15 protein-coding genes are annotated in these 13,821 nt (G+C 42.3%); all 15 read left to right on the forward strand.

Features of this window, described 5'->3' with window-relative positions; all coding sequences use genetic code 11:
- Nucleotides 1-5 precede the first annotated feature (5 nt).
- The gene (prfA, locus tag YK48G_RS08715) at nucleotides 6-1,091 is read left to right on the forward strand and encodes a peptide chain release factor 1 (protein WP_203630342.1); all 1,086 of its coding nucleotides are present in this window, start codon (nucleotides 6-8) and stop codon (nucleotides 1,089-1,091) included.
- On the forward strand, nucleotides 1,084-1,941 hold the full coding sequence (gene prmC / locus YK48G_RS08720; RefSeq protein ID WP_203630343.1) for a peptide chain release factor N(5)-glutamine methyltransferase: 858 nt from the start codon (nucleotides 1,084-1,086) through the stop codon (nucleotides 1,939-1,941). The genes prfA and prmC overlap by 8 nt, the downstream gene beginning before the upstream one ends.
- Nucleotides 1,942-1,946: 5 nt before the next feature.
- Nucleotides 1,947-2,969 carry an L-threonylcarbamoyladenylate synthase gene (locus YK48G_RS08725; RefSeq protein WP_203630344.1) on the forward strand — a complete coding sequence of 341 codons (1,023 nt, stop codon included), beginning with the start codon at nucleotides 1,947-1,949 and terminating at the stop codon, nucleotides 2,967-2,969.
- A gap of 28 nt (nucleotides 2,970-2,997) precedes the next feature.
- The gene (gene glyA, locus YK48G_RS08730; protein ID WP_203630345.1) at nucleotides 2,998-4,245 is read left to right on the forward strand and encodes a serine hydroxymethyltransferase; all 1,248 of its coding nucleotides are present in this window, start codon (nucleotides 2,998-3,000) and stop codon (nucleotides 4,243-4,245) included.
- 106 nt (nucleotides 4,246-4,351) lie between these two features.
- Entirely contained in the window at nucleotides 4,352-4,981 is a 630-nt protein-coding gene (gene upp / locus YK48G_RS08735; protein WP_203630346.1) for a uracil phosphoribosyltransferase, read from the forward strand.
- A 382-nt stretch (nucleotides 4,982-5,363) separates the two neighbouring features.
- On the forward strand, nucleotides 5,364-6,077 hold the full coding sequence (gene atpB, locus YK48G_RS08740) for a F0F1 ATP synthase subunit A (protein ID WP_203630347.1): 714 nt from the start codon (nucleotides 5,364-5,366) through the stop codon (nucleotides 6,075-6,077).
- 35 nt (nucleotides 6,078-6,112) lie between these two features.
- On the forward strand, nucleotides 6,113-6,325 hold the full coding sequence (atpE, locus tag YK48G_RS08745; RefSeq protein WP_008858078.1) for a F0F1 ATP synthase subunit C: 213 nt from the start codon (nucleotides 6,113-6,115) through the stop codon (nucleotides 6,323-6,325).
- Nucleotides 6,326-6,367: 42 nt separating this feature from the next.
- Nucleotides 6,368-6,877: a F0F1 ATP synthase subunit B gene (gene atpF, locus YK48G_RS08750; RefSeq protein WP_203630348.1), complete on the forward strand. Its 510-nt coding sequence runs from the start codon at nucleotides 6,368-6,370 to the stop codon at nucleotides 6,875-6,877.
- Nucleotides 6,874-7,416 (forward strand): ATP synthase F1 subunit delta, encoded by a 543-nt coding sequence (gene atpH / locus YK48G_RS08755; RefSeq protein WP_203630349.1) that lies wholly within the window; start codon nucleotides 6,874-6,876, stop codon nucleotides 7,414-7,416. Before atpF ends, atpH begins: the two co-directional genes overlap by 4 nt.
- Nucleotides 7,417-7,443: 27 nt before the next feature.
- The gene (gene atpA / locus YK48G_RS08760) at nucleotides 7,444-9,009 is read left to right on the forward strand and encodes a F0F1 ATP synthase subunit alpha (protein WP_203630350.1); all 1,566 of its coding nucleotides are present in this window, start codon (nucleotides 7,444-7,446) and stop codon (nucleotides 9,007-9,009) included.
- Between the two features lie 19 nt (nucleotides 9,010-9,028).
- Nucleotides 9,029-9,943, forward strand: a complete 915-nt coding sequence (locus YK48G_RS08765; protein WP_203630351.1) for a F0F1 ATP synthase subunit gamma — start codon at nucleotides 9,029-9,031, stop codon at nucleotides 9,941-9,943.
- Nucleotides 9,944-9,969: 26 nt separating this feature from the next.
- Nucleotides 9,970-11,403 carry a F0F1 ATP synthase subunit beta gene (atpD, locus tag YK48G_RS08770; protein ID WP_203630352.1) on the forward strand — a complete coding sequence of 478 codons (1,434 nt, stop codon included), beginning with the start codon at nucleotides 9,970-9,972 and terminating at the stop codon, nucleotides 11,401-11,403.
- Between the two features lie 16 nt (nucleotides 11,404-11,419).
- Complete coding sequence (locus YK48G_RS08775; RefSeq protein WP_203630353.1) at nucleotides 11,420-11,836, forward strand: F0F1 ATP synthase subunit epsilon; 417 nt, start codon at nucleotides 11,420-11,422, stop codon at nucleotides 11,834-11,836.
- A 305-nt stretch (nucleotides 11,837-12,141) separates the two neighbouring features.
- Nucleotides 12,142-12,372 (forward strand): DUF1146 family protein, encoded by a 231-nt coding sequence (locus tag YK48G_RS08780; RefSeq protein WP_203630354.1) that lies wholly within the window; start codon nucleotides 12,142-12,144, stop codon nucleotides 12,370-12,372.
- A gap of 17 nt (nucleotides 12,373-12,389) precedes the next feature.
- On the forward strand, nucleotides 12,390-13,700 hold the full coding sequence (gene murA, locus YK48G_RS08785) for a UDP-N-acetylglucosamine 1-carboxyvinyltransferase (RefSeq protein WP_203630355.1): 1,311 nt from the start codon (nucleotides 12,390-12,392) through the stop codon (nucleotides 13,698-13,700).
- Nucleotides 13,701-13,821: the final 121 nt, after the last annotated feature.

Consider the following 13,821-nt stretch of genomic DNA (forward strand, 5'->3'; position numbering starts at 1 on the left):
AATTAATGGACGAAATTTTCGACAAATTACAAGCGGTTGTCGACCGATACGACGAGCTGAATGAATTAATTAGTGATCCGGAAATCATTGCGGATACTCAAAAATTCATGAAATTGTCAAAGGAAGAAGCTGACCTTCGAGATACGGTCGCAGCTTTTAAGAAGTATCAAAAGGTCACTGGCCAATTGAATGACGATAAAGACATGTTGCGAGAAAAAATCGATGACGCGGATTTAGAAACCATGGTTAAAGATGAAATCTCTGATTTAACAGACCAAAAGGAAAAGCTAGAAGACCAATTGAAGGTGATGTTGCTGCCTAAGGACCCAAACGATGATAAAAACATTATCATGGAAATTCATGGGGCAGCCGGTGGTGATGAAGCAAGTCTGTTTGCGGCCGATTTATTTAGCATGTATTCTAAATACGCTGAACGTCAAGGTTGGCAAGTTGAAGTGGTTGATAAGAACGAAACTGAAGTTGGCGGCTTCAAGGAAATTGCATTAATGATCACCGGTGATAAAGTTTATTCCAAGTTAAAGTATGAAAATGGGGCCCACCGGGTTCAACGAGTGCCGGTAACTGAATCGGCCGGCAGGGTGCACACGTCAACAGCAACCGTGGGCGTCATGCCTGAAGAAGAAGATGTCGATATTGATATTGACCCGAAGGATATTCGGGTGGACGTTTATCGATCTTCTGGTGCTGGTGGTCAGCATATTAATAAGACATCATCTGCCGTTCGAATGACCCACTTACCAACTGGTATCGTCGTGGCCATGCAAGATGAACGTTCACAGCAGCAAAACCGGGCTAAAGCAATGAAAATTTTGAAAGCTCGGGTTTATGATTACTATGCTCAAAGGGAACAGGACCAATATAATGCGGAACGGAAATCGGCCATTGGGACGGGTGATCGTTCTGAGCGGATTAGAACATACAACTATCCGCAAAATCGAGTAACTGATCATCGAATTGGCCTAACCATTAATAAATTAGACCGGGTTATGAATGGCGAACTTGATGAAATTATCGATGCGCTCATTTTATCTGACCAGGCCAAGAAACTCGAGAATTTGAACAATGAATAATCAGGTTACTTTTTTTGAAGCCCGGAAATGGGCTTCTTTTCGTATTAAAAATCAATCTGAACTTGATATGTATGACGTTGATTTCATTTTACAGCACCGCAGTCGATTTTCCGCGACGGATTTGCTGATTCATTATCAACAGATAATGCCGGCACAACTGTGGCGCCAGTTTCAAGCTGACATTGAGGCATTGCTTGCTGGAATGCCGCCACAGTACATTGTTCATATGGCCGAGTTTTATGGCCTGTCGCTCATGGTTAATCCGGCAGTGTTGATTCCCCGGATTGAAACCGAAGAACTAGTTGATTGGATTTTAAACGAAACGAGTCTTCAAGCCCGTGACCGGTTAAGGATTTTAGATATTGGAACTGGCAGCGGGGCAATCGCGCTTGCCCTTAAAAAGCAGCGGCCAAATTGGCAGGTGGTGGCCAGTGATATTTCACGGCAGGCTTTATCCGTTGCCCAAACAAATGCTGCGCGATTAAATGTTAAGATTGACTTCGTTGAAAGTGATGTTTTTGAACAGATTAGCGGTCAGTTTGATTTGATTGTGTCAAATCCGCCGTATATTTCAACAAAAGAAACCCCCTATATGGATCACCGAGTGCTTGAGCATGAACCCAAATTAGCGCTATACGCTGCCGAGGATGGCTTGGCAATTTATAAACAGCTCGCGCTTGGAGCAAGCCAGCACCTTAAGTCGGGCGGGCGGTTATTTATTGAAATCGGCTTTCACCAAGAACAGGCGGTTAGCAGGATTTTCCATCGGGCGATGCCGGCGGCCCAGATCAGCACGAAGCATGATACGGCGGGGCATCAACGAATGATTCAAGTCAGGAAAGGAAGTTAAACGAAATGCAGACAGTTATGTTAACTGGCAGTCAATTAGACCAGGCAGCCGATTTCATTAAGCAGGGCCAATTGGTTGCCTTTCCAACCGAGACCGTTTACGGCTTGGGGGCAGACGCTACTAATGAGGCTGCGGTTAAAAAGGTGTATCAAGCCAAAGGGCGTCCAAGTGATAATCCACTAATCGTGACGGTCGCCAGTGTTTTGATGGTTGAAAAGTACGTGCAGTCTTTTAGCGACGATGCCAAAAAGTTAATTAAAAAGTTTTGGCCAGGGTCGTTAACCATGATTTTTAAGTTGAAGCCAAACGCGCTGTCTAAGACGGTAACTGGTGGATTGGACACGGCAGCCTTTCGATTCCCTAATAACCAGTTGACACTGAACTTGATTACCAAGGCGGGAGTGCCGCTTGTGGGGCCTTCTGCAAATACGTCTGGAAAACCAAGCCCGACAACTGCTCAACATGTCTACCACGATTTGAATGGGAAAATTGCGGCAATCGTTGATGATGGGCCAACGACCGTCGGGGTTGAATCGACGGTTTTGGACATGTCAACTGAAATGCCGGCTATTTTACGCCCCGGTGCCGTTACCAAGGAAGATATTGAAGCCGTCATTCATCGAACGGTGATGGATGAGCGCCATCATGTTGGGTTGAATCAAACCCCAAAAGCGCCGGGGATGAAATATAAGCACTATGCCCCGGATGCGCAGGTCTACATCGTCGATCCTGATGATGACTGGCAAGCTGTTGCTGATTGGATTAAAGCCTATTCAAAGCCGGTTGGTGTCATGGCATTTGATAGGGTTATTCAATCTGTCAATTGGCCTGAAAATACTGATGTGATTTCGCTGGGTAATGACGCTCAATCGGCGGCCCATGATTTATTTGCGGAACTCAGGGATTTTGATAATCACAAACAATATCAAGTGATTTTTGCTCAAGGCTTAAAACCAGTGGGGCTTGCGGAAGCTTATATGAACCGATTGAATAAATCAGCTGGGCAAATGCATTTCAAGCAGTTATAATCAACATGTACCACAAATCTATAGTGAGGTGTTGCAGTTGAATTACGATTATAAACAGCAGGATCCAGAACTTTGGGATGCAATTGCTAACGAAGAGAACAGACAGGAACATAATATTGAACTGATTGCTTCGGAAAATATCGCTTCAAATGCTGTCCGAGCCGCTCAAGGGTCTGTTTTGACCAATAAATATGCGGAAGGCTATCCTGGCCGTCGGTACTACGGTGGCTGCGAGTATATTGATATTGTCGAGCAGTTGGCGATTGACCGTGCCAAGGAGTTATTTGGTGCTGAATATGCTAACGTTCAGCCCCATTCAGGCTCGCAAGCTAATCAAGAAGTCTATGCTGCCTTGCTTAAACCAGGTGACAAGATTCTAGGAATGGGATTAGACGCTGGCGGGCATTTAAGTCATGGTGCCAGAGTTAGCTTTTCTGGGAAACTATATGATTCATATTCATATGGTTTGGACCCAGAAACGCAACTCATTGATTATGATCAAGTTGCCAAGATTGCTAAGGATGTTCAGCCGAAGCTCATTATTGCGGGGGCCTCTGCTTATAGTCGAATTATTGACTGGCAGCGATTCAGAGAAATTGCGGATTCAGTTGGTGCCTACTTGATGGTTGACATGGCCCACATTGCAGGCTTGGTAGCGACTGGCCTGCATCCAAGCCCAGTTCCAGTTGCCGACGTTGTGACCACCACGACGCACAAGACACTTCGTGGACCTCGGGGTGGCTTGATTTTAGCGAAGGAAAAGTACGCTAAAAAGCTCAATTCCGCCGTCTTCCCAGGAAGCCAAGGAGGCCCATTAGAACACGTGATTGCCGGTAAAGCGGCTGCTTTTTATGAAGATTTACAGCCCTCATTTAAGCAGTATGGTGAACAAGTCATTAAAAATGCTAAAGCAATGGCCGATGAGTTTCAAGCTTCCGGTAAAGTGACGGTTCTGACTGGTGGTACTGATAATCATTTGATGACAATTAACCTCACGCAAACATCTTTAAATGGAAGAGATTTGCAAAACATTTTGGATACAGTTCACATTACAACGAATAAAGAATCGATTCCCAATGATCCACTACCACCTTCGAAGACAAGTGGGCTTCGGTTGGGGACGCCAGCGATTACAACCCGGGGCTTTTTGGAAGCAGACGCCAGACAGGTGGCACAGTTGATTTTGCAGGTTATTGCTGACCCGCAAAATGAAAACAATTTACAAGACGTTGCCAACAAGGTTGAAGCGTTAACGGAAAAGTATCCAATTCAATAGTGATTAAAAAGGTGCGAAACTAATTGTGGTTTCGGCCTTTTTTATGAATGAAGCTTAGCGAGATGTGATACAATTGTTTAGAAATATAATTAAGGAGTGGGAAATAATGGGTAAGTTTCAAGTTATGGATCATCCACTGATTCAGCACAAATTATCAATGATTCGCGACAAAAATTGTGGAACAAAGGAATTTCGTGAAATCGTTAATGAAATTGCAACGTTAATGGCGTTTGAAGTTTCAAGGGATATGCCACTGGAAGATGTTGACATTCAAACGCCTGAAGGAATTGCCCATGCCAAACAAATCTCTGGTAAAAAAGTCGCAATTGTTCCTATTTTAAGAGCTGGTATTGGGATGGTAGATGGGATTTTAGACTTAATTCCGGCAGCTAAAGTTGGTCACATTGGTATGTACCGAGACGAAAAGACTTTAGAACCCCACGAGTATTTTGTTAAGTTACCTTCTGATATTGAGCAGCGACAAATCTTTGTGGTCGACCCTATGCTTGCGACAGGAGGCTCTTCAATTATGGCCATCGACGCTTTGAAGAAGCGGGGCGCTTCAAATATCAAGTTTGTTTGCCTGGTTGCTGCGCCAGAGGGAGTTAAAGCCCTCCAAAAAGCTCACCCGGATGTTGACATTTACACGGCAGCTTTGGATGAAAAATTGAACGACAAAGGCTACATTGTACCTGGCTTGGGCGATGCTGGCGATCGACTATTTGGAACTAAATGATTGATGGTGTGGAGCGGTTATCAACGCTCCATTTTGCGTCTTATCAGGTGCTAGTTTACTAAAATAAATAATTAAATTCGGTAAATATAGGTCGTAAAGATATCATTTTTTAAAGTGGCATTCTTTCTGATACAGTTAAAATGATGTGTTTAATAACCTGACACGAGGTTGATAATTGTGTCAATGACGCGCTTTAAAAGCGACGAAGATTACTAATATTCTTTTGAATTTTATATTGATTGGTGGTATAGTTTCAATTGTATTTGGACACATTCGAGTGTTCATTACCATCGCAAAGTTTCACTTTGGTAATAATGTCTTCTTGACCAATAACCAGATTGATTTGCTTGCGTGACTAAGTCTTGGAAAGAGGTGAGATTTTGTGAATGGAGGAACTCCTTCGACTTTTGAATTTTTGGGTCTGACGTTTAATGTGGGCAATATGATTTCTATTTTAATTGCGTGTGCAGTTGTATTAGGCCTTGTATATGCCTTATCACGGCATCTAACGATGAAGCCTGGTAAAGGTCAGAATGTTCTGGAGTATGCGGTTGATTTCACCAATGGAATTGTAAATAGTTCAATTCCGGGTTCAACAAGCAAGTTTTTAGGGCTCTGGGGCTTCAGTCTATTTATGTTCATCATTATTGCAAACTTACAAGGATTATTCTTGCATATTGATGTATCTGGTGTGGCATATGTCAAAAGTCCGACTTCTGATCCGGTGGTGACAATGACTTTGTCTCTTATGACAATGACTCTCGCCCAGTTCTTGGGAATTCGAAAGTTAGGTTATAAGGGGCATTTTGCGAATTACCTGAAGCCATTTGTGTTTTTCCTACCAATTAATCTGTTCGAGGAGTTTACTAATTTCTTGACGTTAGGTTTGCGACTATTTGGTAATATTCTTTCAGGTGAAATGCTGCTTGGCATCATCGTTGGAATGTCTCATGGTGGACCAGTCATTTGGATCGGTGCATTCGTACTAGAGTTACTTTGGACTGGTTTCTCAGTCTTTATTGGATGTATTCAGGCCTATGTTTTTGTAACATTGTCCTCAGTCTACATTTCTCGAAAGATCGAACTAGAAGATTAACAAATTTTTTTAGAATTTAAGGAGGATTTATTATTATGGGAGCAATTGCTGCAGGTATTGCTATGGCTGGTGCCGCTATTGGTGGAGCTATTGGTGATGGTATTTTAATTTCTAAGATGTTGGAAGGAATGGCCCGACAACCAGAATTATCAGGTCAACTTCGTAGTAACATGTTCATCGGTGTTGGTTTGGTTGAAGCGATGCCAATTATCGCCTTCGTTGTGGCTTTGCTGGTTATGAACAAGTAGTGACTAGTATCGCTAAATACACAAAGAAGGAGGTGCCAATTGATGTTTTCATATTCGATAGTTGGAGCTCAGCTTTATGTTGGTGATATGCTGTTTGTGATGATCAGTTTTCTGGTTTTGATGTGGTTAATTAAGATCATTGCTTGGAAGCCTATCACCAAGATGATGCAAAACCGTTCAGATAAAATTGCCAACGATATTGATTCTGCTAAAGAATCGCGGACTAAAGCTGCCCAATTAGCTGAACAGCGCCAAACTGAATTGCAAAAGACCCGTGAAGACGCTAATGGAATTATCAACGCTGCTAAGCAAAGCGGCCAACAGCAAGGTGAAAAGATCGTGGAAGATGCTCGAAATGAAGCATCTAATCTTAAGAGTTCTGCTGAAAAGGATATTGAACAACAACGACAGGAAGCTTTGGCTAATTCTCGAAAAGATGTGGCAAGTCTATCTATTGAAATTGCATCCAAGATCATTTCAAAAGAATTGAACGCGGACGATCAAAAAGGACTTGTTGATTCTTACATTGAAGGGTTGGGTAAGCATAAATGACATTAGATAGTATTTCCGCCTCAAAAAAATACGCAAAGGCAATGTTTGAAGTTCTAAGTGAAACTAATGAACTTGAAGCCGGCTATGCTGATTTGTTAGAGCTAAGAAAAGTGTTTGCTGCTAATCCTAAGTTGATTGATATTCTTGATGATATTCGAGTTTCCGATAAGGATAAACAATCCCTTTTGGCTCCTATCACCGAAAATGCGTCCGACTTTATCAAAAACTTTTTAAAAGTCGTTGCTGATTATCGTCGTTTCCCACAAATTTTGGACATTATTGATCAATTCCAAAGTGTGTATGAAGCGGACAAAAAGATTGTCAGGGCAGAGGTTGTTTCTGCGACTGAACTTGATGACGATCAACGAGATCGATTAGCAAGGGCCTTTGAAAAACGGGTTGGTGCCGCTAAGGTCATTTTTAACACGAAGGTTGATTCATCGCTAATTGGCGGTGTTGTGATCAAGTCGGCAGATATGACCATTGATGGCAGTGTTAGAACTCGAATTAATAAAGTTAAAGAATTATTGTTAAATTAACGATATCTATTTAAAGAGGTGAAACTTATGAGCATTAAAGCTGAGGAAATCAGTGCTCTTATCAAGCAACAGTTGCAAGGCTATCAAAACGAGCTTGATGTTAAAGAAACAGGTATCGTTACATATGTTGGTGATGGTATCGCTCGTGCCCATGGGCTCGAAAATGCGTTGTCTGGAGAGTTGCTCGACTTCGGCCACGGTGTTTATGGAATGGTTCAAAACTTGGAAACCAATGATGTTGGTATCATGATTCTAGGCGACGACACGAACATTCGTGAGGGTGATTCTGTAAAAAGAACCGGCCGAATTATGGAAGTTCCCGTTGGGGATGATATGATTGGACGAGTGGTTAATTCACTTGGCCAACCAGTAGATGGTAAAGGTCCAATTAAAGCAACTGATCATAAGCCAATTGAACATAAAGCACCTGGCGTAATGGATCGACAATCAGTTTTTGAACCTTTACAAACAGGGATTAAGGCGATTGATTCATTGATTCCAATTGGTCGTGGTCAGCGTGAGTTAATTATCGGGGATCGTAAAACCGGTAAAACATCAATTGCGATTGACACCATTTTGAATCAAAAGGGCCAAAACATGAAGTGTATTTATGTGGCAATTGGTCAAAAGCAATCAACTGTCCGAACGGCTGTTAGCACCCTTGAAAAGTACGGGGCAATGGATTACACAACTGTAATTTCTGCCGGTCCTTCTGAGCCAGCTTCACTGTTGTATATTGCACCTTATGCTGGTGCGACAATGGGTGAGTACTTCATGCATAATGGTCAACATGTTTTGATTGTGTATGATGACTTATCAAAACAAGCGGATGCTTACCGTGAATTATCATTGATTCTTCGTCGGCCTCCTGGTCGTGAAGCTTATCCTGGTGATATTTTCTACACCCACTCTCGTTTGCTGGAACGGGCTGCTAAGTTAAGTGATAAATTAGGTGGTGGTTCAATGACTGCTTTGCCAATCGTTGAAACCCAAGCCGGTGACGTTTCTGCTTATATTCCGACGAACGTTATTTCCATCACTGATGGTCAAATTTTCTTGGATGCCGATAGTTTTTATTCAGGTGTTCGACCAGCCGTTGATGCCGGAACATCCGTTTCTCGGGTTGGTGGTGACGCGCAAGTTAAGGCAATGAAGAAAGTTTCTGGTACGTTGCGACTCGATTTGGCTTCTTATCATGAGTTGGAATCATTTGCTCAATTTGGTTCTGATCTTGACGAAGCAACTCAAGCTAAGTTGAATCGTGGTGCTAGAACGGTAGAAGTTTTAAAACAACCGCTGCACTCACCGATCCCGGTTGAAAAGCAGGTTGTCATTCTTTATTGCTTGACCCATGGCTTCTTGGACAAGATTGCAATTGATGACATTTTACGTTATCAAAATGAGATCTTTGATTTCTTTGATCACTCTCACAAAGAGTTGCTTGATGAAATTACCAAGACCGGTCAATTACCTGATACTAATAAGATGGACGCTGCCATCAAGGAATTTGAGCAAACGTTCCAGCCAAGTCAATCTGGTGATCAACAAGCTGCTACAAATAATGATCAAAGTTCAGCTGCTTCAAATGACTAGTTAAGGAGGGTGAGATTATATGGGTGCTTCGCTAAACGATGTTAAACATCGGATTACTTCTACTAAGAAGACGCGCCAGATTACGAATGCTATGGAAATGGTCTCACAAGCTAAGCTTAACCAGATTCAAAAGCATACGACTAGTTATGCGGAATATGCAAGCCAAATTAAATCTGTTGTACTACATTTAGCCCAGTCTCATATTCTGGATGGGTTAAGTCAATCCTCAGGTCATGCAGCCGGAAATGATCAGTCTAAAACTAAGAGAACGGCATACTTGATTATCACTTCCGATCGAGGAATGGTTGGGAGTTATAATAGTAACGTTATTCGAGAAACCAACCAGTTTATTGAGAAACATTCGGGTGCGAATGATTATCAAATATTAGCGGTTGGTGGTAATGGTTCCGACTTTTATCGAAAGCGCGGCAATAACGTTGCCTACGAGTATCGAGGTGTCAGTGACGTGCCGACATTCAATGAAGTTCGCCAAATTGTTAAAATGGTTACGACCATGTACAACAAGGGTGAATTTGATGAACTGTACGTTTGTTACGAACACTTTGTTAATCGCTTGATTTCTCGCTTTAGAGCCGAAAAAATGCTGCCGGTTGACAGTGAAGCCATTGCTGGTCAAGCGAGCCAAGATATTAAGGTTAAGCCAATGACTGCTGAGTATGATGTTGAACCGTCAGAAAAAGAAGTGTTAAATGTCATTTTGCCGCAGTATTCTGAGAGCTTGGTATATGGAGCAATTCTTGATGCCAAAACCTCAGAGCATGCTTCAAGTTCAACTGCAATGAAGTCAGCATCGGATAATGCTGACGACTTGATTTCTTCATTGGAATTGCAGTATAACCGAGCAAGACAAGCGGCAATTACGACTGAAATCACCGAAATTACCGGTGGTCAAGAGGCACTTAGTCAACAATAAAATTTTAGATGGAGGAATTAACTAACATGAGTACTGGTAAAGTTATACAAGTTATCGGACCAGTTGTCGATGTTGAGTTCTCCTTGGACGATAAATTACCTGAAATTAACACTGCTTTAGTTATTCACGAAGGCGATGAGAAAGATCTTGTTGTCGAAGTTGCCTTTGACTTGGGTGATGGTGTTGTTCGAACTATTGCGATGGATGGAACCGATGGTCTTCGTCGGGGAATGGAAGTAGAAAATACTGAATCATCCATTAGTGTGCCAGTTGGTAATGATACTCTTGGCCGAGTATTTAATGTTCTTGGAGAGCCCATTGACGGTGGCCCAGAATTTGGACCGGATGCAGAACGCTGGCCAATTCACCGGGATGCTCCTAAGTATGATGACTTAAATCCATCAACTGAAATTCTGGAAACCGGAATTAAAGTGATTGATTTATTGGAACCATATACCCGTGGTGGAAAAGTTGGGTTGTTCGGTGGTGCCGGAGTTGGTAAAACAGTTTTAATTCAAGAGTTAATCCATAACATTGCCCAAGGCCATAATGGGATCTCAGTGTTTACCGGTGTTGGTGAACGAACTCGTGAAGGAAATGATATGTACTTCGAAATGAAAGGGTCTGGCGTTCTTGCCAAAACGGCCATGGTTTATGGTCAAATGAACGAACCGCCTGGTGCCCGAATGCGAGTTGCTTTGACCGGTTTAACGATTGCAGAATACTTCCGTGATCGAGAAGGTCAAGATGTGTTGTTATTTATTGATAATATTTTCCGATTTACTCAAGCCGGATCTGAAGTTTCTGCTTTGCTTGGCCGGATTCCATCGGCCGTTGGTTATCAGCCAACGTTAGCAACTGAAATGGGTCAATTACAAGAACGAATTACGTCTACCAAGAAGGGTGCGATCACTTCAATTCAAGCCGTTTATGTGCCTGCTGATGATTACACCGATCCTGCGCCAGCAACGACCTTTGCCCATTTGGACGCGACAACTAACTTGGAACGTTCATTGACGCAACAAGGAATTTATCCGGCTGTGGATCCACTGGCTTCGACTTCATCTGCGCTTGATCCAAGTATTGTTGGTGAAGAACACTATGAGGTTGCAACCGAAGTACAACACGTTCTCCAGCGATACCGTGAACTTCAGGATATTATTTCTATTTTGGGAATGGATGAATTGTCAGACGAAGAAAAGACGATCGTTAATCGCGCTCGTCGAATTCAATTCTTCCTATCACAGAGTTTTTCTGTTGCCGAACAGTTTACGGGGTTACCTGGTAAATACGTCCCAGTTGACCAGACGGTTAAGGGCTTCAAAGACATCTTGGCTGGTAAGTATGATGACATCCCAGAAGATGCCTTCAGAAACTGTGGCCCAATTGAGGACGTTGTCGCAAACGCTAAAAAGATGCGACAAGAAAGCGACAACGAAAAGCAGAGTGCCGCAAACTAAAGGAGGGGGATTCTAATTGGCTGATAATTCAGTTCTTACCGTTAGTATCGTAACTCCCGATGGAAAAGTTTATGAGCACACTGCTGATATGCTAGTTGTGTCAACAATGTCTGGCCAGCTAGGCATCATGGCTAATCACGTGCCGATCATTGCAACGTTAGCCGTTGATGAAACCCGGGTTAAGTATGATGACAAAGAAGACAACATTGCGGTTAATGGTGGTTTTCTTGAATTTTCTAACAATTTAGCAACAATTGTTGCGGATAGTGCGGAAAATCAAGAAGATATTGATATTGCCCGAGCTGAGAATGCTAAGAAGAATGCGGAAGAGCGAATTGCCGCCGCACGTCAGCGCCAAGACAAGGCTGCGTTGGATCGTGCTCAAGTGGCCTTACGACGAGCAATTAATCGAATTAATGTTGCAAAGAAATAAACTAAAAGGCTGTATTCAAGGTTACCTTGATGGCGGCCTTTTTTTGTACCAATTTTTCTTATTTTAGACAAAAAATCATCATTTTTTAATGATATTCTTTTTAAATACCCGATGTGCCGATGAGATATCGTAATTGTGGATTTGCTCACATAGTTTCCGATTGACAAGCTTAAATGAGTTTTGTTAAATAAAGACTAAATCAGTCAAATCAAGGCGTTAGTCGTGATTTTTTTTAAAAGAAACCGAAAAGTTAAGACAAGTTTGCGTCTTTATGATATAGTTGACTTTGAATTGGGGGAAATTGTATGAAAATAATTGGTATTCAAGCAATCATTACGCTTGTAACGTACTTTCTATTCATTGCAATGGCTTTTTGGAGTATTCAAGAAATCCACATTGAGCGATATATCCCAATGAGAGCACTGCCTGGTAAGTTACTCATTGTGCTGCTTTCTGTTGCGGTTGGGTATGGGGCAAGTTCTTTTTTTCTTTCCTTTATTGATAATATTCGAAATTTAATATACTTAGTTAAGTAATATTAGGAGGCGTTCTTGTGGAAAAGATTATTGTGCATGGTGGGAAGCCACTGAAGGGAACAGTACATATTGATGGTGCTAAAAATGCGGTGCTGCCAATTCAAGCAGCCACCATTTTGGCAAGTGAAGGTCAGACAACAATTTCAAATGTGCCGTTGTTGTCTGATGTTTACACAATGAATAAAGTCCTTAGGTTTTTAAATGTTAAAACACAGTTTGATGAAGCAGCTAACCAGATTACGTTTGATGCTTCGGCTCAACTGTCAAGTGAAGCGCCGTTTGAATATGTTTCGAAAATGCGGGCTTCGATCGTTGTGATGGGACCACTTTTGGCTCGCTTGGGCCGAGCAAAAGTAGCCTTGCCTGGTGGGTGCGCAATTGGTTCGCGACCAATTGATTTGCATCTTAAGGGCTTCGAAGCATTAGGCGCCAAAATCGAACAGCATGATGGTTATGTTGAAGCAACGGCGCCGAATGGTTTAGTTGGAGCCGATATTTATCTTGATTTTCCAAGTGTTGGCGCAACTCAGAATATTATGATGGCTGCAACTCTGGCTAAAGGAAAAACGGTCATTCAAAATGCTGCTAGGGAACCGGAAATTGTTGATTTAGCAAATGTTTTGAACAAAATGGGTGCCAGCGTAATCGGTGCGGGTACTGAGCAGATTCGAATCCAAGGGACAAAAAGGCTTCATGGGACTGACCATGCAGTTGTGCAAGACCGAATTGAAGCGGGAACGTTTATGATTGCTGCGGCAGTCACTCGCGGTGATGTCATGGTTGAAGGAGCGATTGCAGAACATAATAAACCGTTAATTTTAAAAATGCGTGAAATGGGTGTTTCTGTAACTGAAACCGATGACGGTATTCGGGTAGTAAGTCCAGAAAAATTGAAGCCAGTTGATGTCAAAACGCTGCCGCACCCAGGCTTTCCTACGGACATGCAGCCTCAAATGACAATTCTTCAGCTTTGTGCCAATGGAAGTAGTACGATGACTGAAACGGTTTTTGAGAATCGGTTTATGCATATGGAAGAACTTCGGCGGATGAATGCCCATTACACGATTTCTGGTCGAACAGTTGTGATGCAGGGGCCCACAGATTTCAATGGGGCTGAAGTCGCCGCTAGTGATCTAAGGGCAGCAGCAGCCCTGGTGATTGCTGGTTTGGCAGCATCTGGCTATACCCAAGTTCGCAATCTTCAATATTTAGACCGTGGGTACCATGATTTTCATAAAAAATTGGCTAGTCTGGGTGCTGAAATTAAACGAGTGAACGTCGAAGATGACGCGATTGTTCTTAATCAATCATTAAAGAATCATTTATAATAAAATGAGGTTGGGATCATTATTGGTCTCAACCTTTTATGACTTGAAGATGAATTAGAATCGTCATTTTTATGTGGTATAATGTTTTTTTGAGATAAAAGTTTTCAGGAGGAAGTACACA

The organism is Lentilactobacillus fungorum (genome assembly GCF_016860605.1).
In the GTDB taxonomy this organism is placed as follows: domain Bacteria; phylum Bacillota; class Bacilli; order Lactobacillales; family Lactobacillaceae; genus Lentilactobacillus; species Lentilactobacillus fungorum.

Bases quoted from the DNA above. Each gene is read 5' to 3' on its own strand.
- prmC (WP_203630343.1), top strand. From the start codon at position 1,084: ATGAATAATCAGGTTACTTTTTTTGAAGCCCGGAAATGGGCTTCTTTT.
- prfA (WP_203630342.1), top strand. From the start codon at position 6: ATGGACGAAATTTTCGACAAATTACAAGCGGTTGTCGACCGATACGAC.
- YK48G_RS08765 (WP_203630351.1), top strand. From the start codon at position 9,029: ATGGGTGCTTCGCTAAACGATGTTAAACATCGGATTACTTCTACTAAG.
- YK48G_RS08725 (WP_203630344.1), top strand. From the start codon at position 1,947: ATGCAGACAGTTATGTTAACTGGCAGTCAATTAGACCAGGCAGCCGAT.
- YK48G_RS08780 (WP_203630354.1), top strand. From the start codon at position 12,142: ATGAAAATAATTGGTATTCAAGCAATCATTACGCTTGTAACGTACTTT.
- atpH (WP_203630349.1), top strand. From the start codon at position 6,874: ATGACATTAGATAGTATTTCCGCCTCAAAAAAATACGCAAAGGCAATG.
- atpF (WP_203630348.1), top strand. From the start codon at position 6,368: ATGTTTTCATATTCGATAGTTGGAGCTCAGCTTTATGTTGGTGATATG.
- upp (WP_203630346.1), top strand. From the start codon at position 4,352: ATGGGTAAGTTTCAAGTTATGGATCATCCACTGATTCAGCACAAATTA.
- atpD (WP_203630352.1), top strand. From the start codon at position 9,970: ATGAGTACTGGTAAAGTTATACAAGTTATCGGACCAGTTGTCGATGTT.
- atpA (WP_203630350.1), top strand. From the start codon at position 7,444: ATGAGCATTAAAGCTGAGGAAATCAGTGCTCTTATCAAGCAACAGTTG.
- atpE (WP_008858078.1), top strand. From the start codon at position 6,113: ATGGGAGCAATTGCTGCAGGTATTGCTATGGCTGGTGCCGCTATTGGT.